The following is a 21,208-nucleotide window of genomic DNA, read 5'->3' on the forward strand; positions in this document are numbered from 1 at the left end:
ATACTTTGATTGGGCGGGGATAGGGCGGGTTTATATGGTTTATCTGTGACTATGATATAGTTTGGTGAACCCGCCCCTACAGATACTTTGATTGGGCAGGGATAGGGCGGGTTTATATGGCTTATCTGTGACTATGATATAGTTTGGTGAACCCGCCCCTACAGATACTTTGATTGGGCGGGGATTGGGCGGGTTTATGTGGTTTATCTGTGACTATGATATAGCCCGGTGAACCCGCCCCTACCAATTACCATATACCGGGCGTGAACACGCCGCTACAGATGATTAATGATGGTTTATCAATATGAAATACAATCCTGATATTCATAACCGCCAATCAATTCGTCTTCGAGGATATGATTACAGTCAACCGGGGGCATACTTTGTCACAATTTGTATTTATCATAAACAATGCTTATTGGGTGAAATTAAAGACCAAACTGTAATGCTAAACTGTTATGGTGAAGTGGTTAAATTCAATTGGTTTAACCTAACCAGAGTTTACCCTTTAATTCAGTTAGATAGTTTTGTGATTATGCCTAATCATATTCATGGTATCATTATCTTAACAGACCACAGCCATACTCTCTCAAAAGTTGTTCAAGGTTTCAAAACTTTTTCTAGCCGTAGGATTAATCAATTGCGATCGCTTTCTAAAGTTCCTGTATGGCAAAGGGGATATTATGAACATATAATTAGGGACGAAAACGCATTACAAAAAATTCGAGAATATATCGTCAATAATCCCTATAATTGGAACCAAGACGAAATGCACCCATCCCATCAATTTCCCATTTCCCAAAACATTACCACCCCGTTGGGGCGCGCCTCCGCCGTCAATGAAACTTCCCCACCGGAATTTTGATAAACCCGCCCCCACCCGAAAAAGCCGTAGGGGCGGGTTCTGCCGTCAATGAAACTTCCCCACCGGAATTTTGATAAACCCGCCCCCACCCACCGATAATTAGAATATTTCGGGTTTATCTGGCGGGGATAGGGCGGGTTTATATGGCTTATCTGTGACTATGATATAGCCCGGTGAACCCGCCCCTACAGATACTTTGATTGGGCGGGGATAGGGCGGGTTTATATGGCTTATCTGTGACTATGATATAGCCCGGTGAACCCGCCCCTACAGATACTTTGATTGGGCGGGGATAGGGCGGGTTTATGTGGTTTATCTGTGACTATGATATAGCCCGGTGAACCCGCCCCTACAGATACTTTGATCTCAAATACCAAATAGAGACTTCATGCGTTGTTTAATCCATACTAAGGGATTATTATCTAAATCATCATCCCCTAAAATACCCATTTCTCGGAGCATTTTTTGACGTTGTACTAACTCCTCTTTTCGTTCAGCTACTTTCTCGGCAATTTGGTCTGCTACCTGGGGATAACTCCCTAAAAACCGCTGAAATACATCACGACTAACCACAAACAAAATAGTGGTTTCTTTAGCCCTTACCGCCGCCGTTCTAGGTATCCCCATAATTAATGCTAATTCCCCGAAAAAATCTCCCGCTGATAAATCACGAATATGCTTATTAGCCCTTTCCGCTAAAATTTCTACCACCCCAGATAAGATGATATGAAAAGCATCACCGGGATCATCTTCATGGAAAATAAATTGATGAGGTGCGAAAGTTTCTCGGTAGCCCATTTCAATTAACCCTAATAATGCTAAATCACTCAGACCCTCAAAATAAACTACCTTCCGTAATAAGGCTTGTAGGGACATATTTTGCCTTTCTAATTCCTGATATTCAGTGGTAGTGGCGGATTTTATTTTAGCAGACTGGGAAGAAGCGATAATTGGTGCAAATACCTGTTTAAGTTCCTCAGTATTTCTAATCCATAGGTCTCGCTGGGCGATAGGAATGTTGATATTATTTTGATACAGTTTGCTTTGGATGATATAATTTAAAGAACTTTGAATAGGTAGCCTAGCTTTAGGAAGTTCTATCCAAACTAACAATTCAAAATCAATACAATTTTCGCCAAAATTTCTTAGCCAAACCTGTGGCTTTGGGTGGTGTAATACTCTCGGTTCTTGGCGGGCGGCGGATAGCAAAACTTCGGTGACTAAAACTGGGTCACTTCCATAGGCGACTCGCACCGGAATATGAATGCGGCTAAGTACATTCCCATGACTCCAGTTAATGATTTTATTGCTCACTAAAATCTGATTGGGAACAATAATCGAAATATCATCATTAGTCACAATTACAGTAGACCTAATGGAGATTTTGCGAATAGTTCCTTCCAATTTATCAAGTTCAATATAATCGCCAACTTTAATGGGTCTTTCTAATAATAAAATTAAACCACTGACAAAGTTTTGGGCGAGTCCCTGGAAACCAAAACCCAAACCAATACCTAAACCACCAGCCAGGAAAGTAAAGGAACTCATATCAATTCCGGCAGCTTGGGGAATGAGTAAACAGCCTATAGTAATGGTAAAGTATCGGAAGATGGTGGCGATCGCCTCTCGACTACCCTCATCAAACTTTAACTTGACAAGAATCTTATCTTTGAGTAAATTACTCAGAAAGGTACAAACAAAAAAAACGGCAACGAAAGCTAAAATAACTGTGACAATTAACTGAATAGAAAGAGAAATTTCACCCAACTTTATCGGTCGAGTGAACGCCTCCCAAAAGAACCCTATCAAATACTGAATAATGTTCATATTAAGATGGTTAATTATACTCTGAAAGCCACAGCAAACACCACCCATGTAGGAGGCTTTTCTCCGGAACTAGAGCCAGCCTTAGTCATCGCATCAGGCGATCGCATTCAGGTAGAAACCTACACAGGCTATTACCTTTATAATCAAGCCCCAGAAGGATTTTTGACCCCAGAATTTATCGAACTTTGTCGCCGCCTGTCGCCGGAACGAATTGTCGGTCCTGGTCCTCACCTTCTCACTGGTCCCATTTACATCGAAAATGCCCAACCCGGAGATATTTTAGAAATCCAGTTAGAGTCAATTTACCCCCGTTTAAATGTAGGGTTTAATGCTATCAGAACCGGTTGGGGAGCCCTACCGCAACGATTTAGCCAGCCGAAATTGCGATTTATCAACCTCGATCTTACCCGAAATCTAGCCGAATTTCCCCCCCAAAGTGGGGTAAAAATTCCCCTGCGCCCATTTTTCGGAATTTTAGGAGTCGCCAGCGAAACCTCCCAGTCTTCCATACCTCCAGGAGTCTATGGGGGAAACATCGACAACCCAGAATTACAAGCCGGGTCGCGCATTTTCCTTCCCGTACTGGTTCCCGGTGGCCTATTTTCCCTGGGAGACGGACACGCAGCCCAGGGAGGCGGTGAAGTCAACACCACAGCGATCGAAACTTCCATGAATGGCACAATTAAAATTATTCTGCACAAAAACTGTTCCCTAGATGTCCCCCTAGCAGAAACCGCAACTGATATAATCACCATGGGTTTTGGTCATACCCTGGATGATGCCTTTCAGTCTACCCTAGAACGTACCATTAACCTATTAGTGCAAATCCTAGGAATTTCCCCAGAAGAAGCCTATATTCTCTGTTCCCTAGGGGTTGACTTCCGCATTACCCAAGTAGTTAATAGCCCCCAAAAAGGGGTTCATGGTGCGATCGCCAAATCCATCTTACCAGAAACTTTCCAATTTCCCCTTAACTAATCCTTAACTAATGATTTTGGAACTCTTATCCTTATCCCCAACAGAACTTTTAACCCTCGCCCTCGCCGGACTCTTAGCTGGAATATTAGCCGGATTTTTAGGAATTGGAGGCGGCACAGTATTAGTGCCTATTTTAGTCACCCTTGGCTATGTGAGTAATCAAGCAGTAGCCACCAGTATTTTCTCGGTACTAATTACCGCCATATCAGGAAGCATCCAAAATTGGCGGATGGGTTTTTTGCGAGTGAAGCGGGTAATATCAATTGGATTTTCTGCCGTAATTACTGCCATACTTGGGTCTTATATTGCTGATTTATTACCATCATCTTGGTTGTTATTCGGCTTTGGATGTTTACTGCTTTTGAATATTTACTTAGTCAAAGTCCGCCAGGATATCATCGCCAAAAAGCAACTAGATGAACAACTTAACCCCGGTTCTACTCAGCCCGAAAAAACCATTAACCCATACCTAGCCTTTATGATTACCGGGAGTCTCGCCGGACTCCTAGCCGGACTCTTTGGGGTTGGGGGCGGCGTGATTATTGTTCCCCTGCAAATTCTCCTCTTAGGGGAAACCATTAAAGTCTCTATTCAAACCAGCCTCGGCGTAATTATTATTACTGCTGCTTCCGCTTGTATCGGACACGCTATACAGGGAAATGTGCTGTGGGGGCAGGGATTTATGTTAGGCTTAGGAGGATTAGTCGGAGTACAAATTAGCACCAGATTTTTACCAAAATTACCCGATCGCATTGTCACTTTAGCCTTTAGGACACTGTTAGGAATACTCTCAATTTATATGTTTTGGCGGGCTAGTCTGTAACCTGTATTGTAACCTTTCCACTGTGCCAATATCGGAGTAAGTTATGAATATTTTAATTGTCGAAGATGAACCAGAAATTGCTCTCCTTATCCGTCGGACTTTAGAGGCGGAAGGATTTTCCTGTCAAATTAGCCAGAATGGATTAAGCGCATTAGAGATATTTCAACAACAACGACCAGATGTAATTATTCTCGATCTAATGCTTCCCGGTTTAGACGGTTTAGAAGTCTGCGCTCGTATTCGTCAACAACCCGGACAAAAAGACCCGTACATTTTAATGTTAACCGCCAAGGGAGAAGAAATCGATCGCATAGTCGGTCTGTCTACCGGAGCCGACGATTATATGGTCAAGCCTTTTAGTCCTAGGGAATTAGTAGCCAGAGTTAGAGCTTTATTGCGTCGCAGTCTCCGCCAGGGAGGACAGACCCAAACCTACCAAACCGCTCATTTTACCGTTGATATTGACCAAAGGAAAGCCAACTTTCAAAACCATGGTAATACCGAACCTTTAGACCTGACCACCTTAGAATTTAACTTATTAGCCACCTTTCTAAGTTATCCCGGTCGCGTGTGGAGTCGTACCCAATTAATCGATAAATTATGGGGAGATGACTTTTTTGGGGATGAGCGAGTAGTTGATACCCATGTAGCTAGACTACGGAAAAAAGTTGAGCCCGACCCATCTCATCCCACCTTCATCAAAACTGTAACAGGAGTTGGCTACAAATTCGAGGACAACCCCTAACACCTCAACCAGTCCTTAATTTTCCGGCTCCGGTCGTGGGGGAACAAAAAATCGTAACTCTCCGTCCTGCTCTATAAAACTTAAACAAAACCGGACATAGCCGGATATTGATGTTTATTTCTGGCTTCGTCCGGGACTGTCGGCAGCACCCCGTCCACAAGTGTAATCGTCTGAACCAGGCGATTTTTCTAAATTTATACTGGCGTTCAAATCTCTATCAATCTTCAGCCCACAGTTCTGACATTCAAAAGTCCGACGGACTAGGGGCATTTGTTGACGATGGCCACAGTTAGAACAAAGTTGACTGGATGGATAAAATCTATCGGCAATAATCAACTTTGAACCATAACGTTCTGCCTTGTAACCTAGTTGACGACGGAACTCATAAAATGAAGCATCAGCGATAGAACCCGCCAAACCATGATTTTTCAGCATACCTGACACATTCAAATCTTCAATGACTACTTGGCTGTGGTTTTTAGCCAAAAAAGTAGTTATTTTATGAATCGTGTCACGGCGAATATTAGCGACTCTTTGATGTAGCTTTTGAACTTTTAAGAGACATTTGGCCCAATTTTTTGAGCCTTTGACTTTGCGACTTAAATGACGTTGTAATCGAGCTAGTTTTTTGGTGGCTGCTTTATAAGCCTTGGGATTAGAGAATTGGGTCCCATCGGAGCAAGTCGCCAAATTGTTAATTCCTAGGTCTACCCCGATTCTCTCTCGGAATTTCGGTGTAATTTCTGGTGTGGTTTCTACAAAAAAGCTCATATACCAGTCCCCTGCTTGGCGCGTTAGGGTGACTTTCTTAACCCAACTTTCGGGTAGAGCCTCAAATGTAGAAACCCAGCCCACAAAAGGCAGCTTATGGCGAGTTCCTGACAACTTGAATGGCTTTCCGGAATTGTCAAGCGTAAAACTATCATGGTGGCCTTTCTTCTTAAATTTAGGATAACTGCTTATTCCCTTGAAGAAGCGCTTAAAGGCATCCCCTAGATTAATGAAGGCATATTGATCAACTTTAGAAGACAATTCAGACATCCAAGGATATTGAGGTTTTACATAATTCGTAAAAACCTTTTTGATGGAGTTGACGTTAGGCTTGAGTCCCTCTTCATAAGCTGACCTCCATAAGTGTAATCCCCAATTAAACACGAACCGAGCATAACCCGCGTGTTTGGCCATCAAGGTGGCTTGACGGTCATTGAGTTTTAGTTTTGTCCGGAAAGCTTTGTAAGGCATGATTGGATTTTACCATGAAGAATCCGACTTAATGAGTATGTCGTCAGGGAAATTTGGCATGGTCTGGGGTTTGACCGTATATTCATTATCGTATATTCATTATTGAGTTGCGAATCTTTTGGGGTATTGTACCTTATTGTCATAAGATGTCAAGCAAATCTTGGATTAAATTCTTGCTCCTCATCACCAACAGGAAGGATCATAGCAGCAACTGTCGCCATAGTGCGATCGCCTATGGAAAAATTCCCAGTTTTTTGTGATCATCCTGAGATATACTGAGGAAACATTCAATCAGCCGGGACAGTGACATCAGAAACACCAAGCCTAGGGGGATCGGATTTACCCCGAAAAGAATCTGTTGTATCGACGCTTGGGGACGATTCCTCAAATCGATGGTATCTAGGGCTGGAGGTGGGGACGACCGGAATATCAGCCGCACTTTTGGATCGCCTGACTGAGGCTGTTTACCCTATATATTGGCTGAGTGATTCTCAGGAGAGCGATCGCATTTTTCGCCTTCCCAGTCGCGTCTACTTGCATCGAAAATCCGGCGGCGAAATAGGGGAAACAGAAGTTTTACAAGGATTTAAACCTTATCTTAGTTGGGCTATCCCCCATCATTTTGGTGAGGATTATGCGCCCTGTCCCCTGCTTCAGGTATCCCCAACCCAAAAGTTATTTTTAGGGACGTTTAAGCAGGCTTTACAGTTGCTATTATCGACTATTTCTCCTCAAGGTGGGGGTGACAATATAGACAGCGAAGATGGTGATTTGACTTTACCGAAAAACTATCAATCTGGTGCTAATGGTTTAACTGATCAGGAATTCAAAACCGCTTATATGAGTTTATCCGGGGTGGTGGTAGGATGTCCGACTCAGGCTTCCCATGCTTATGGTTTTAATGTGCGGGAAACCATTTTGGCGGCGGGTTTGGTCAAGAGTCCCTCTCAAATTTGGATGGTGGAAGATGCGATCGCTACTTGGTTAAGTGAATGGGAACCGAAAATAGACGAACCTACCTTAATTATTGATGCTGGTGCTGCTACCACCGAGTTAATGGTGATGGGAATATCTCAGGAGCATGATTTAACTTATGCTGACTGTTTTGGTGTCAGTGTGACCTATGGTGGCTATGATGTAAATTTGGATATTATCTGTCAATTTTGCGCCGAAAATATGATTGATTGGGATGGTTCCTATTTAGTCCTACCTACTCCGGGAACATCCCAACGCACTCACCGCGATCGCCTTCAACAAAAGTTAGTTTTATCAGCTTTAATCGATGCGATAGAATCCCAAAAACCCAGTTTACAAGCTGGCAAAAATGTGACTATTTCTCTACAGGAAAATCAAGTCAAAGTTACCGCTAATGAGTTAGATCGTCGCGTGTTAGTTCCTTTTGTGAAGAACCTCAACCGAGAGTTCAATCATCTGATTAGTAAAGTTGGGGTTTCGACCGTCGGAATTAAAAGGGCGATTTGTCGGGGTGGTAACGGTTCATGGTCGGTGTTGAGTCAATGGCTACGCCAAAAGTTACCTAATGCTAGTATAATCTCAATTACTGACCCAGAATCTTGGTGTAATTATGCGATCGCCCAAGGTTTAGCCAGACTTCCTTTATTTCCCGAATTGTTGAATTATTCTAGCCAACAATATGGGGATTATTTCTTGTTGGGTGAACTGCTGCGAGTGTTTGGGGATTTACCTTTATCTATCCCAGAGGTGATGACTCGTTTAGAAGAAAGAGGCGTGAATACTCGTTGCTGTAAATCTCAGATTTTAGCTATCCTCAAAGGTCAACTACCCGTCGGGTTCATTCCCTCGGAATTAGACACCCCCCTAATTGTTCCCATATCTAAACATCCTCAAATCGATATAATTAACCAAGGTGCGATTTTTTACCAAGATGTTGACTCTAGCTATTTTGTCAACCTAGAAAGGTCAGAAATGTGTCTACAATATCTTCAGCAACTCTCACGGGAATATCACCAAGTGTTAACAGAACCTTTGGCGATCGTCCAATGGTAGGGAAGCAGCCGGGGGTAAGTCTGAGTTTAACTGCGTATTCTCATCGATAAACTAATCCGATTTAACTTTTCGTTGACTTCCAAAACCTTGACTTTCACCACCTGTCCGACCCGGACAATTTGTTGAGGGTCTTCCACAAAGCGATCGGCTAATTGGGAAATATGAACTAACCCATATTGATGGACTCCTACATCTACAAAAGCCCCAAAATTAACCACATTAGTAACAATTCCCTCTAACTCCATTCCCGGTTTTAAGTCCGACACCTCTTTAATATCATCCCGGAAAGTAGCATATTTAAACTCAGCGCGTGGATCACGTCCAGGTTTCTCTAATTCGGCGATAATATCCTTGAGGGTAGGTAAGCCGACCGTATCTGTTACATAGCGTTTTAAGTCGATTTTTTTGAGTTTTTCAGCAGTTTTGCTAATCGCATTTAAAGGGATTTCCACATCCGCTAAAATTTGTTCAACTACCGAATAACTTTCCGGGTGAACCGCCGTATTATCTAGGGGATTAACACCCCCACGAATCCGCAAAAATCCCGCCGATTGTTGAAAGGCTTTCGGCCCTAATTTCGCCACTTTTAAAAGCTGTTTACGATTTTTAAATGCCCCATTTTCATTGCGATATTTAACAATATTTTGGGCGATAGTGGGAGTAATTCCAGACACAAAAGTTAAGAGTTGTTGGGAAGCCGTATTTAATTCAACTCCCACATAGTTGACACAACTTTCTACCGTTTCATCAAGTTTTTTCTTGAGTAATTTTTGGTCAACATCATGTTGATATTGTCCGACACCAATCGATTTGGGGTCAATTTTAACTAATTCTGCTAACGGGTCTTGGAGGCGGCGACCAATACTAATCGCCCCCCGAATTGTCAGATCTAAATCAGCAAATTCTTCCCGCGCGACATCACTCGCCGAATAAATAGAAGCACCAGACTCGTTTACCATTACCGTAATAGGTGGAGATTCTAAAGAGGCGATCGCCTGATTAACAAACTCTTCCGTTTCCCGTCCAGCCGTACCATTTCCAATAGCAATTAATGCGATTTTGTACTTTTTAATTAAGTCTTGAATCGTTTTGGTCGCTTGTTGACGTTGTGACTGTGACTGGTGGGGAAAAATTGCCTGATATTCGCAAAACTTGCCAGTTTCCGACAATACCGCCACTTTACAACCTGTCCTGAAACCAGGGTCAATAGCTAAAGTAGGCTTCATTCCCGCTGGTGGAGATAGTAATAATTCCCGCAAATTAGCTTCAAACGTCTTAATAGATTCTAGGTCTGCGTAGGATTTGCGATCGCTCCTAATTTCACTAATTAACGAATTTTTCATCAGACGATTAAAAGCATCTTTAATCATATCCTGATAAAACTGGCGAATCTCCCGATTTTTACTGCGAATAACTTGAGATTCCAAATGATGCAGCACCAAAGACTCATCAAAATCTAAATCCACCTTGAGAACCCCCTCAGTTTCTCCCCGGAATAATGCCAACAGGTTATGGGGTTTAATATCCATCACATTTTCCCGAAAATTCCGATACATTTCAAATTTAGTCGAACCTTCTGGGTAATCATCTTTAATCTTGGATACAAACGCACCATCATTGATTAAAAAATCGCGCACATCTGCCCTTAAATGCGCCGTCTCTGCCACCTGTTCCGCTAAAATATCGGCGGCTCCAGCCAGGGCATCTGCCACCGTTTTAACCCCCTTTTCTGCATCGATATATTGAGCCGCTTCTGACTCTAGGGAAACCTTGGGCGCTTGGGGTTGGTTAAGGGAACTAATCAACTCAGCTAGGGGTGCTAATCCTTTTTCCTTAGCCATAGTGGCGCGGGTGCGACGTTTGGGACGGTAAGGAAGATATAAATCCTCAAGTTCCGTTTTTAACAAACAGTTCTCAATTTGGGTCTGTAGTTCATCCGTGAGTTTTCCCTGAGAGGCGATCGCCTCCAAAATGCTATTTTTTCGTTCCTCAAGTTCAGTTAAATAACTATATCTTTCCGCCAGAGTCCGCAGTTGAATTTCATCAAGGGAACCCGTCATTTCTTTGCGATAACGTGCAACAAATGGAATAGTCGCCCCTTCCGCAAATAATGCCAATGTATTTTCAACTTGAACCCGTTTTAACGAAAGTTCCTGAACTAGAATTTGAGTAATATTAAGCATATAATCTGAACCGACTTGATTTTGTGACCTGAGCTTGGTATACAAAATTATTGTAAATGCTACCCTCGCCAATAGTACAGTCAAGGTCAGTAGAGCCTGTTCAGAAATCATCTGATCACCTCTCAAAGTCCCTCTCCCTCTCTGGGATCCAGATTTAGGGTGAGGGCAATGTATTAAGCGACTGGTGAACAAGCTGTATCTCCCACATCTGATAGTTAAGATATGAGTTCAGGAATATTTTTGGTTTCACTCTTGATTCGTCCCCTCCAGCGTTATGGCTGGCTATCCCTGCTGCTGTGGCTGCTGATGATGTCCCCAGCAGCCGCTTCCGTGTTAATGCGGGTGGCGATAACCACTGACAGCAATCAAATTAAAGTCGGAAGTTCCACCCCAGCAACAGTGCGCGACGGTAGCGGTAGGGTCTTGGGACAAATTCCCAATATGGGCGCAACTGTCGCCCAATCTGCATCTGGTCAGGTATCCCTCAGTCAATGGAAAGCAGGTCAAATTTGGGTCGAACCCTCCCAAAATGGCAAAGTATGGATAGGTGATAATTGGTATCGGGGGCGGGTGTTATTAGTCCAGCGCAATGGTGGGCTAATGGCTATTAATTATGTCGATCTCGATCAGTATCTCTACAGTGTCCTAGGGGCGGAAATGGGGGGAAATTGGCCCCAGGAAGCCCTGAAAGCCCAAGCTGTGGCGGCGCGGACCTATGCACTGTATAAGCGCCAAAATAATAGCAGTCAGATTTATGATTTGGGGGATACTCAAACCTATCAGGTCTATCGCGGTGTGTCTGGGGAGTCGCCAGGGACTCAGACGGCGGTTAGGGCGACAGCAGGTCAGGTGTTAACTTACAATGGTCGGGTGATTTTGGCTGTTTTCCATTCTTCCTCTGGGGGTCACACCGAAAATGTTGAGGATGTCTGGGAAAATCCCTTACCCTACCTGCGGGGGGTTCCAGATTTTGATAGTGGTTCTCCCGTCTTTGAATGGACAAGGACTTTTTCCACTAATGACCTTAGTAACCGCATTTCAGGAGTTGGTCAAATTTCCTCTATGACACCAGAAAGAACCTCCGCTTTTGGAAGTGTGATTTCCATGAGAGTGGTCGGAAGTGGCGGAACTCGCACTATTAGCGGTGAGCAGATCGCTAGGGCTTTGGGGTTGCGTAGCACCAGATTTAGGGTGGATCGTAACAATGCTTCTGGCAATTTTGTAGTCACTGGTCGCGGTTTTGGTCATGGTGTGGGTTTGAGTCAATGGGGGGCTTATAGTTTAGCTAATGCTGGATATAATTATCAGCAAATTCTCGCTCATTATTATCGAAATACAACTCTCGCTAGAATCCAAGTCCAATAATAATTAATAATTAATAATTAATAATTAATAATTATTAATTGTGGGGGCCCGAACTCCCCACGACCGGATTAATAAACCCGCCGTATCCCCGGTAATTAATTGACAATTGACAATTGTAGGGGCGGGTTCCGGTGTCAACTCAACTTCCCACGACCGGATAAATAAACCCGCCCTATCCCCGGTAATTCATTATTAATTATTAATTATTAATTATTCATTGCCTATCAACTATTAAATACTGCGGAGGGCGACGATTGGATCAAGGGCGGCGGCGCGTCTGGCGGGAACTACACCGAAAAATAAGCCAATACCCCCAGAAACGCTGACCGCGACTGCGATCGCACTTGTGGAAATTCCAGCTTCTAAAGGTGTTAGTATTCCCACCATTAACACACCACTAACACCTAAACCTGTACCAATTAATCCCCCGGCTACAGATAAGATAATCGCTTCAATAATAAACTGAATGAGAATATCATTTTGGGAAGCGCCTATAGCTTTTCTCAGACCAATTTCCTGGGTTCTTTCTGTGACGGAAACTAACATAATATTCATAATTCCAATTCCCCCAACTAACAAGGAAATCGCCGCCGTGGCTGCTAACATCAAGGTTAAAGCGCCAGTAATTTGTCCGAGGATATTCATTAAATCCTGTTGATTACGAACCGTAAAATCATCTTCATCAGTAATTTTATGTCGTAAACGTAGCAAATTCTCAATTTGAAATTGTGCCGCCCTCATCTGATGTGCTTCTTTAATAGAAACGGAAATAAAGGTAACTTGTAAACCATAGGGAGAACTGCGCCCAGTAATGCGATTAGCCACGGTGGTAATGGGGATAAAAGCATTCATATCCTCATTACTTCCTAAACTTGAACCCTTGGGTTGCATGACTCCAATTACCTGCAATGTAATATCTTTGAGTCGGACTTGTTTACCGATGGGGTCTTCATTACCAAATAATTGTTCTGCTATTTCTGAACCGAGGGCGACTACCTGTTCATTTCGCTGAATATCCAAATCAGAAATAAACCGTCCTTTGGCAATATCAAAGCTGCGGACACTCATATATTCTGGGGTAGTGCCAATTATAGAAGCGGAGGCATTCCTACTCTGATAAGAGATTAATTCACTAGCTGTTAAGGAAGGGGCAACGGCTTCGACTGAGGGGACTTGTTCAGCGATCGCCAGTGCATCTTCTAGGATTAAATTTTGAGGGGGATAAACAGGTCTTCTCTGGGCTTCCGGGCTTCCGGGTACAATAAATAATACATTAGGACCCAAGGAATTAACTTGATTTTCGACAAAGGTTTGCGCGCCTTCTCCAATACCTATCATAGCAATAACTGAGGCATTACCTATAATAATGCCTAACATAGTTAGGCTGCTTCTCATTTTATTAGCCAATAATGTCGCTGAGGACATTTTGATACTTTCTACAATATGCATAATTAGGGATAAGTAGTTAAGGATTGAGATGCTATTTTATTGTATAATATCTTCAAGTTTTTGTCCGGGTGGCAATTCAATAAAAACGCGATCGCCTGTAGTAACTCCTTGCAAAATCTGGATTTCATTACCAATTTGTGAACCGATAGTAACCGGTTTAAATTCTGGTTGACCTTCCTGGTTAGGAATGAGTACACCGGTATTTCCCCGATTAGTAATAATCGCCACAGTCGGAACCACAACAGCTTGATTAAGTTGGCGACCGACAAACCGTAAATTAACATTCATTCCCGACTGTAATACATCCTGTCCGGTGCGAATATCAATCCTGGCTTGAAACAGGGTAACATCCCGTTCTTTAATAGCTTCCGGGGCGATTAAATGCACTGCACCTTCAAAGACCTGATCTGGGTAAGCATCGGCGACAATTTCCACCTTTTGTAATGGTTCAATTTGGACAATATCAGTTTCGGGGATTTTCGCTAAAACTTCCAAATCCTTAGCCAAAGCGACAATTGAAGTAGAGGTAGCAGAACTAGCATCAGATGCGGAAGTAGCCGGAGTTACAAAAGCTCCCTCAACGGCATATCTTTGAGTAATAATTCCAGCAAAAGGCGCACGAATATTAGTATCTTCTAACAGCACTTGATAATAGCGCAGTTGACTTTCAGCCTCGCGGACATCAGCTTCAGCGGCGGCAATATCTTCAGGACGAGTGCCATTTTCCAACTCATTCAACTGACTACGCGCCTCGGTAACATCAGACTCAGCCTGTCTGATAACTTCAGGACGAGTGCCATTTTGTAACTGTTGCAAATTCTGACGTTCCTGTTCAACGGTAGCTTCCAATCGTTCAATTTGCGATCGCCTATTTTCCTGAAGTTGTGCTAGTCGCTGTTTAGCCTCATCCTGTAAAGCCTCCAAGCGGCGTTGATCTCGCCTATAGCCATCCAAAGTATCCTCAGAAACAGCCCCCTGACTTTTCAATTCTTCATAGCGCTGTACCCGTCCTTGGGCCAATTCCAACTCAGCTAAATTAGCTTGTATTCTTGATTGCGCTTGGTCAATTTCATTTTGCAGGCTCCCGGACCGGGCATCAAATAAGCGAATTTCCGCCTCTCTAAGCCTCGCAGATGCCACGGCAATTTCTTCTTGGCGTGTTCCAGCCTGCAACTCTGCTAGGCGTGCGATCGCGCGTTCTAGGCGGGCTCTGGCGCTCGCAATGGCTTCGGGACGAGAGCCTTGGCGCAGTTTTGCCAAATTGGCTTGGGTGCGTTCTAACCTGGCTTGCGCTTGTAGCCGTTGCGCTTCGAGTTCGTTACTCTCCATGCGCGCAATAATTTGACCGGCTTCGACACGATCGCCCTGTTCAACGTACAATTGAGCTAAACGCCCTTGAGTTTTGGGACTCAAATTGACCCGGCGCACGGGTTGTACAACTCCACTCGCCCTAACGGTTACAGTCAGATCCTTGGCTTCCACTGGTACAGTCAACGCTTCCACCATTTGTAGTGAGTTAGGCTTGCGATGATAGACTCGGTGCGCGACCATGGGAACGGCGAGAATTCCTAAAGCCAGCAGTGCGATCGCCCACCATTTGGGTCTACGTCGGGGCGGTTTTGCTACTACTGGGGGTTGGAAGTCATGCTTAACGAGACCGTTAGGGGACTCGGTTTCGGGTTTGGGATCTGTTAACATTATGTTTCCTCTCGATCCACGAACTGACCAACTCGATCAGTATTTACGATTGAATCTGATCAGTTAGCCACATATCAATTTTATCAAAATTTTAGGTAATTGGAAAGATGGACTCTATGTTTCCGGTGAGTATTCCGGTCGCGCCAGCAGGCTACAAATCAGGTTTTGTCGGCATTATCGGCCGCCCCAATGTGGGGAAATCAACTCTGATGAATAAGTTGGTAGGACAGAAAATTGCGATTACTTCTCCTATCGCTCAAACTACTCGTAACCGCTTACGGGGAATTCTTACTACTGAGTCCGCTCAAATTATTTTCGTCGATACGCCGGGAATTCATAAGCCACATCATCAGTTAGGTAAGGTGTTGGTAAAGAATGCCAAATTGGCGATCGCCTCGGTGGATGTGTTAGTCTTTGTGGTGGATAGTTCGGTGATGTCGGGGGGTGGCGATCGCTATATCGTCGATTTACTGACTCATACTAAAGTCCCCGTGATTTTGGGTTTAAATAAGTGGGACTTACAGCCAGATCAATATGAGGCGATCGACCAGAGTTATCAGCAGTTCGCTGAAGCTAATCAATGGCAAATGGTCAAGTTTTCTGCCTCTACTGGTGCGGGGCTAGAAACATTACAAAATCTGTTAATTAACAGTTTAGATCCCGGTCCCTATTATTACCCTCCCGATTTAGTGACTGACCAACCGGAAAGGTTTATTATGGGTGAGTTAATTCGTGAACAGATTTTGCTACACACCCGCGAGGAAGTACCGCACTCTGTGGCGATCGCTATTGATAAAGTAGAGGAAGATGTTAAGATTACCCGTATTTTAGCCACCATTCATGTCGAACGTCTTTCCCAAAAAGGCATTTTAATTGGGAAGGGCGGACAAATGCTCAAAACTATTGGTAGCGCCGCCCGCCAACAAATTCAAAAGTTAGTAGATGGAAAGGTTTATCTCGAGTTGTTTGTGCGCGTTCAACCTAAGTGGCGACAGTCGCGAAATCAGTTGGCTGAGTTGGGTTATCGGGTCGAAGAATAAGGGGGCAATATGAGCGATATCGGCACTATATTTGGTTTTTTGGGCGGCACTGTTGTGGCTATTCAAGGAGGATATAAAGTCCTGCAATATCCGAAGCCAGATCGCGTATTTAAAAGACTGTCAGACGCGAAATGGTTTTTAACTCTCCGCTGGTGTGAACAGTTTACTACTCCGGCTGGGGTTCTGAATTTAGAGGGTCAGCTTTCTTTTTGTAATGCCGCAGTTATGGCTATGGGAGAGGATAAATTTTTACCCCCAGAACACCGACAGCCTATATTTCATTGCTGTTTATCTTTACCTCTCGGAGAAACCACTATTTATGCTAATCCTGCAATTCCCGAAATTGAGATCAGGGCTATAGAAATTGATCAGCGTTTTGGACGAGTCGCCTTAGTCCGTTATTACTAATTTTACCAAGCCGCCTTCAATTGGTCGATTTTCGTGCCTATTCCCCGTCATAATTAGTTTCTAAAGCTAATAATTCTGACCGCCGCTGACTCAGTTGAAATTCCAAAGATTCAATTTCCGCTAATAACTGTTGACGGCGTTTTTCTACCGACTGGGTTTGACTATTAAAATAGGCTTCTATTGGCGGCCATAATTCAATCGCCCAGTCGCGGCTGGCGGTTTTCATTTCATGAATTACTTTCACCGTCCCGTCAGGTTCCAACACAAAGAGGGTATATAAGCGATCGCAATTTCCCCGTTTTCGCCTTCCTTTTTGACAATAAAGATATAATCCCGGAACCTGTAAAGCTGATTGGTCAATTTGACTGACAAAAGGTCCCTCAATCGAATAACCATCAGTCTGACTGCGGTCTATTCCTTCTACTAATTTACACCAATTACCTAATTTAGGATTAAGGCAACTTTCCCAAAATCCTGGGGCGGTTAAAAATGCCTCTCTTAAATTAACTAAAATTGACGAACCCATATAATTATATCACTCGCAAATATTGACATCTAACTATAATCAACCCTACCGGAATTGAGCCTATTTAACTGGGACACAAGTTTGATAAAATTCTTCTAATCCCTCAATACATTTTAAATCATTATACAGACGAAATCGACGGTTTTTGATTTTCTGTTTAATGGCGGTTCTGGTTTCATGGTCTAACCCTAATTTTACCGCAATTTCTATATATTCGCTTTCGGAATAGGCGATGGTTTCGGTAACTCCTAAGCGCCGTAAAATCCCCGCTGACTGGCGACTTCTCATGATTGTACCCTCATGAGTGACTAGGGGTAAATTAGCAGCGATCGCATCTAAGGTAGTCGCAAATCCGGTAAACTGAAACGTATCTAAACCCACATCAGCCAAACTCTGTAATTGCAGATATTCGGCATAATTTAAACGGGGCAAAAATAGACAGTAATCTTCCCCCGACAAACCCAATTTGTCAAAAGCAGCATACAGACGCTTTTGGAATTTGGCGGTAACTTCCTGATACCAATGGGAGATAAATACAAATTTAGATTGATGTACCCGTTGGGCAATTTTACCATAAATATCATCATATTGGGGTAAATATTTAAACAGAGACTGACAGGATAAATAGATGATATCATGGGCGGATATCTGCCAATCTGACCGAGATTTTTCTAAGGGGGGAAATGATGGCTGGTCTAGGTAAATCCCTAAATTAGGTAAACAAATTAAATGTTCGTTGTAGTAAGTTTCGGCGTGAGCAGGTTCCAGCAATTCAGCGGAGATAAAATAATCGATAGTTGGTAATCCTGTAGTGGCTGGATGTCCCCAGGTAGCACAATAAATAGGGGCGAGTTTTAGTCCGGCTATTTGTAGGGTTTGCGGACACATTCCCAACTCTAAAAATACCAGAATATCCAGGCGATCGCTATAAATTTGTTGGCTGACTTGTTCAATGTTATTATAGATATGATAAAATCCCTCCGAATATTGTTGATATAAATCCGTAATCTGATCCGCTTCCTGTCCGGTATAATAACAGTAGACCTGAAACTTTTGGCGATCGCTATTTTTCACCCATCCTAAAAATAGATTACCCACCGTGTGCCATTGTAAAAACGAACAGATATAACCAACTCGAATTTTATCAGATTTTGCCCTGCGTCTAGGGGGCGGTGCTTCTCGCCATTGGGGATAGTGGGCGACCATTACCCGATGTAAAAAATTCCCATATTGGCGCTGTAAGTTTTTTTCAGACAAACCACCTTTAAATAACTGTTCATCTCCCTGATATTGCAGATAAAAATTTGTCCCTTCTCCCACAGCCTGGAGGGTAGCATTATCAAAAATAGAGGTTTCCTCAATAATGGCGTTGAGGTCTTTAGCAAACCCTTGTCGAGAGGCGAAAATTTCCGCAGTAGTATTGTAAATAATCGGCAATAATCGCAATTTGGCAAACTTGAGATAAATCTGATCAGGAAAATTATTAACAGCCACAGTCGCCATAGTTATAGCTTCCGCAATTTCGCCGATTTCTGACAATGATAAAATCAAGTTAACATAAAGTTCCACAACTTGAGGGAATTCATCAATTAAACCGCGATAGATAGCCGCTGCATAATTATATTGATTTAGCCGTTGATAACAGTTAGCCAGGTTTACCTTAACTTCCAGATTAATAGATGATTCGTACTCTTGACAATTTGCCAAATACTGATTATAGTAATTAATAGCTGTTTGATAGTCACAACTATAAGAGGCTGACAATCCTAGATAATAATAGCCTTGGGGTTCATTTCCTAGGGCTAACCAAGCCAACCCTAGGGCTGAAAGAATTTCCGGGGTGCTGGTGTATTCAAGGGCTTTTTCATAGGTGTTTATAGCCTGTTGTGGTTGATTTTGCAACAACAATAAAGCACCATAGCCCAAGTAAGCATTAGTCAGACCTGGACAAATAGCGATCGCTTTTTGATATTCAGACTCCGCCGCCGCCAACCGTCCCGACTCCAGGAATTGCGACCCTAACTGACAATGAAAAGTCGCCAACTCAACATCAGGAGAAATTATTTGATCCGTCATGATTGGTCTCAGTGATGAAGCCCCCCTGGAGGGGGGGGACAGATAACCCACAGTAGAATTGCTAGATCTGCTGGTTAGGGGGATAGGCGGAGCCCCCCCCAGGAGACCGACGGAGACTGGAATTAGGACGGATAGGCTGAGAACCTCTAGGGGAAGGACTCGGACTGGTGTTAGGGCGGATAGGCTGAGAACCGACCGGAAAGGGACGATTAGCCTCAACCCTTCGATTGGTGGTCTTTTCCGGGGATTTAGCCACATTCTGATGCAGTTGGCGATCGCTATTTTCCAGGGCGGCGGTCATAGCTGGAATCAGGGCTGATTCAATCTTACCGAGGGCGAAAGCCGCTTTGGTGCGAACTTGCATATCTGCGTCCGTAAGTGCCTTAGTGAGGGCAGGAACTGCCGGAGAACCGATGCGCCGCAGGGCGATAGCCGCGCTAATCCTCACCTCCTCATCACTATCCTTGAGGGCAGCAATTAACTGAGGGACCGCCGGGGCTGCTTCTTTTCCCAGAGTTCCCAAGGCAAAAGTTGCCCCTTCCCTGACCGCCTTATCTTCATGGTTGAGGGCTTCGATAAAATCAGCGATCGCCGTTTTTTGGATCTGATCAGAAGCAGGCCCCAATTGCTGAAGCGCAACAGCCACATCCATTCTCACCGCCGGGTCTGGGTCTTTTAGGTGAGATAGCAAAGCGGCGATCGCGTGGGAGTCCTGTAAACCCATTACCCCCAAACCATAGGCCGCGCTGCGACGGATAGCCGGGTCTGGGTCTTCTAAGGCTTCCACCAAAACCGGAACCACAGTAGACCCCATTTGTTTTAACACTTTCACCGCCGCTAGTCGATGTTGTCGGTTATCGCTACCGAGTTCCTGAATTTTAGTAATTACCTCTGCTGTAGCTGTCGCCTGGGTGGCGGTTGTTCCCATTAATAACAGCATCGCCGAAAAACAAAACCGGACTATTTTGGGGGATGTAAAAACGCTGGGCTTGGCATGGTTATCCATATAAAACACCTGGTTTGAGGACTTTGGGGGTTGACTCTCATCAATTCACGAGACTTCCCAAGTTAGATGCCATTTTAACCCATTTTAGATGAAAATAAAATCGATATCCAACAGCAACCGTCGCGGCAGGTTGCCATCGTTAATCAGAACCCCCAGAAAATCTCCGTTTTCCAGCTCAAGAATAATGTCATTTAAGCCGTTACCATTGACATCATTTTGGCTGGGGCGCAAATCGGGGCGATCGCGTTCTAAACTCAATTCATCAATGCGAGTTCCCACCGGGACAGCAATTTTATCACCAAAAAACGGATTATTGACCACATTAAAACCGCGAATTTCATCAACATCTCGCAGTTGTGAACTCCTATGTATGGGGTCTAAGAAATAGGTATCATCACCCTCACCACCGATCAGGGTATTGCGACCCGCGCCTCCGTAGAGAAAATCATTACCCAAATCTCCAAATAAGAGATTATCGCCATCATTTCCCCGGATCGTGTCATTTCCCTGACCGCCATAAATGGTATCATTTCCCGGACCACCCTCTAATAAATCATCCCCTAAATTTCCAAATAAGAGATCATTACCGGGTCCACCATACAAGAAATCATCTCCTTGCCCCCCGAACAGTGTATCATTATTGCTTCCCCCACTAATGGTATCATTGCCTTGGTTGCCATTGACCAGTAAGGGATCCGTGATGTGACCTGCTTGGAGGCTATCATTTCCTGCTAGTAATAAAATCCCATCAGGAAACGGTAAAGACTGACCTGGAGTTGCAAAAATTATATCATCTCCAGGGGAACCCAATAAAGCATTAACTCCGAATATACCTAAGTTAGCGCTAGGGGTGAGAAAGCTGGTCATAATTGGGGACTCCTTTTCAAAACCATATCTGCTTAAACTTTACCAAGTTTATTGACAAAATCTTGATAGATTTGTTTCCCGT

At 43.8% G+C, this 21,208-nt stretch carries 17 protein-coding genes; 8 read left to right on the plus strand and 9 right to left on the minus strand.

All coding sequences use genetic code 11. The annotated features are described in order from the left end of the window. Window positions 1-304 precede the first annotated feature (304 nt). Window positions 305-865 (plus strand): REP-associated tyrosine transposase, encoded by a 561-nt coding sequence (locus tag ACTIE0_RS00860; protein ID WP_006622573.1) that lies wholly within the window; start codon window positions 305-307, stop codon window positions 863-865. A 366-nt stretch (window positions 866-1,231) separates the two neighbouring features. On the opposite strand, the gene ACTIE0_RS00865 is transcribed toward ACTIE0_RS00860, so the two are convergent. Continuing rightward, window positions 1,232-2,692: a mechanosensitive ion channel domain-containing protein gene (locus ACTIE0_RS00865; RefSeq protein ID WP_006670276.1), complete on the minus strand. Its 1,461-nt coding sequence runs from the start codon at window positions 2,690-2,692 to the stop codon at window positions 1,232-1,234. A 6-nt stretch (window positions 2,693-2,698) separates the two neighbouring features. On the opposite strand from ACTIE0_RS00865, the gene ACTIE0_RS00870 reads away from it, so the two are divergent. From ACTIE0_RS00870 to ACTIE0_RS00880, 3 genes are read left to right on the plus strand one after another with little or no spacing between them, the layout of a single operon-like run. Beyond that, on the plus strand, window positions 2,699-3,670 hold the full coding sequence (locus tag ACTIE0_RS00870) for an acetamidase/formamidase family protein (protein WP_006622571.1): 972 nt from the start codon (window positions 2,699-2,701) through the stop codon (window positions 3,668-3,670). A 10-nt stretch (window positions 3,671-3,680) separates the two neighbouring features. Continuing rightward, window positions 3,681-4,493, plus strand: coding sequence for a sulfite exporter TauE/SafE family protein (locus ACTIE0_RS00875; RefSeq protein WP_006670279.1), 813 nt, complete (start codon window positions 3,681-3,683; stop codon window positions 4,491-4,493). A 43-nt stretch (window positions 4,494-4,536) separates the two neighbouring features. Further along, a complete protein-coding gene (locus ACTIE0_RS00880) occupies window positions 4,537-5,238 on the plus strand; it encodes a response regulator transcription factor (protein WP_006622569.1) in 702 nt (233 codons plus the stop codon). A gap of 114 nt (window positions 5,239-5,352) precedes the next feature. On the opposite strand, the gene ACTIE0_RS00885 is transcribed toward ACTIE0_RS00880, so the two are convergent. Continuing rightward, complete coding sequence (locus ACTIE0_RS00885; protein WP_439516820.1) at window positions 5,353-6,480, minus strand: RNA-guided endonuclease InsQ/TnpB family protein; 1,128 nt, start codon at window positions 6,478-6,480, stop codon at window positions 5,353-5,355. A gap of 411 nt (window positions 6,481-6,891) precedes the next feature. Here ACTIE0_RS00885 and ACTIE0_RS00890 point away from each other — a divergent pair, with 411 nt between their 5' ends. Continuing rightward, window positions 6,892-8,508, plus strand: a complete 1,617-nt coding sequence (locus tag ACTIE0_RS00890) for a hypothetical protein (protein WP_006670781.1) — start codon at window positions 6,892-6,894, stop codon at window positions 8,506-8,508. A gap of 26 nt (window positions 8,509-8,534) precedes the next feature. Here the strand turns inward: ACTIE0_RS00890 and ACTIE0_RS00895 are convergent, their stop codons facing one another. Next, window positions 8,535-10,691, minus strand: coding sequence for a Tex family protein (locus tag ACTIE0_RS00895; RefSeq protein ID WP_008048647.1), 2,157 nt, complete (start codon window positions 10,689-10,691; stop codon window positions 8,535-8,537). Between the two features lie 222 nt (window positions 10,692-10,913). On the opposite strand from ACTIE0_RS00895, the gene ACTIE0_RS00900 reads away from it, so the two are divergent. After that, the gene (locus tag ACTIE0_RS00900; RefSeq protein WP_006670779.1) at window positions 10,914-12,056 is read left to right on the plus strand and encodes a SpoIID/LytB domain-containing protein; all 1,143 of its coding nucleotides are present in this window, start codon (window positions 10,914-10,916) and stop codon (window positions 12,054-12,056) included. A 231-nt stretch (window positions 12,057-12,287) separates the two neighbouring features. On the opposite strand, the gene ACTIE0_RS00905 is transcribed toward ACTIE0_RS00900, so the two are convergent. Next, the gene (locus ACTIE0_RS00905; protein WP_006625025.1) at window positions 12,288-13,505 is read right to left on the minus strand and encodes an ABC transporter permease; all 1,218 of its coding nucleotides are present in this window, start codon (window positions 13,503-13,505) and stop codon (window positions 12,288-12,290) included. A 36-nt stretch (window positions 13,506-13,541) separates the two neighbouring features. Further along, the gene (locus ACTIE0_RS00910; protein ID WP_006625024.1) at window positions 13,542-15,203 is read right to left on the minus strand and encodes an efflux RND transporter periplasmic adaptor subunit; all 1,662 of its coding nucleotides are present in this window, start codon (window positions 15,201-15,203) and stop codon (window positions 13,542-13,544) included. Window positions 15,204-15,310: 107 nt separating this feature from the next. Between ACTIE0_RS00910 and era the strand changes: the two genes are divergently transcribed. Further along, on the plus strand, window positions 15,311-16,243 hold the full coding sequence (gene era, locus ACTIE0_RS00915) for a GTPase Era (protein ID WP_006625023.1): 933 nt from the start codon (window positions 15,311-15,313) through the stop codon (window positions 16,241-16,243). A 9-nt stretch (window positions 16,244-16,252) separates the two neighbouring features. Then, window positions 16,253-16,651, plus strand: coding sequence for a hypothetical protein (locus ACTIE0_RS00920; RefSeq protein WP_006670805.1), 399 nt, complete (start codon window positions 16,253-16,255; stop codon window positions 16,649-16,651). Between the two features lie 37 nt (window positions 16,652-16,688). Here the strand turns inward: ACTIE0_RS00920 and ACTIE0_RS00925 are convergent, their stop codons facing one another. The 4 genes from ACTIE0_RS00925 to ACTIE0_RS00940 all read right to left on the minus strand — a co-directional run bounded on the left by ACTIE0_RS00925 (window position 16,689) and on the right by ACTIE0_RS00940 (window position 21,126). Next, window positions 16,689-17,177 (minus strand): hypothetical protein, encoded by a 489-nt coding sequence (locus ACTIE0_RS00925; RefSeq protein WP_006625021.1) that lies wholly within the window; start codon window positions 17,175-17,177, stop codon window positions 16,689-16,691. 60 nt (window positions 17,178-17,237) lie between these two features. Beyond that, window positions 17,238-19,253, minus strand: coding sequence for a tetratricopeptide repeat protein (locus ACTIE0_RS00930; RefSeq protein WP_006670804.1), 2,016 nt, complete (start codon window positions 19,251-19,253; stop codon window positions 17,238-17,240). A 61-nt stretch (window positions 19,254-19,314) separates the two neighbouring features. After that, a complete protein-coding gene (locus ACTIE0_RS00935) occupies window positions 19,315-20,259 on the minus strand; it encodes a HEAT repeat domain-containing protein (RefSeq protein ID WP_006625019.1) in 945 nt (314 codons plus the stop codon). 84 nt (window positions 20,260-20,343) lie between these two features. After that, the gene (locus ACTIE0_RS00940) at window positions 20,344-21,126 is read right to left on the minus strand and encodes a calcium-binding protein (protein WP_006625018.1); all 783 of its coding nucleotides are present in this window, start codon (window positions 21,124-21,126) and stop codon (window positions 20,344-20,346) included. Window positions 21,127-21,208 lie beyond the last annotated feature (82 nt).

Source organism: Limnospira sp. (genome assembly GCF_051859755.1).
GTDB lineage: Bacteria > Cyanobacteriota > Cyanobacteriia > Cyanobacteriales > Microcoleaceae > Limnospira > Limnospira fusiformis.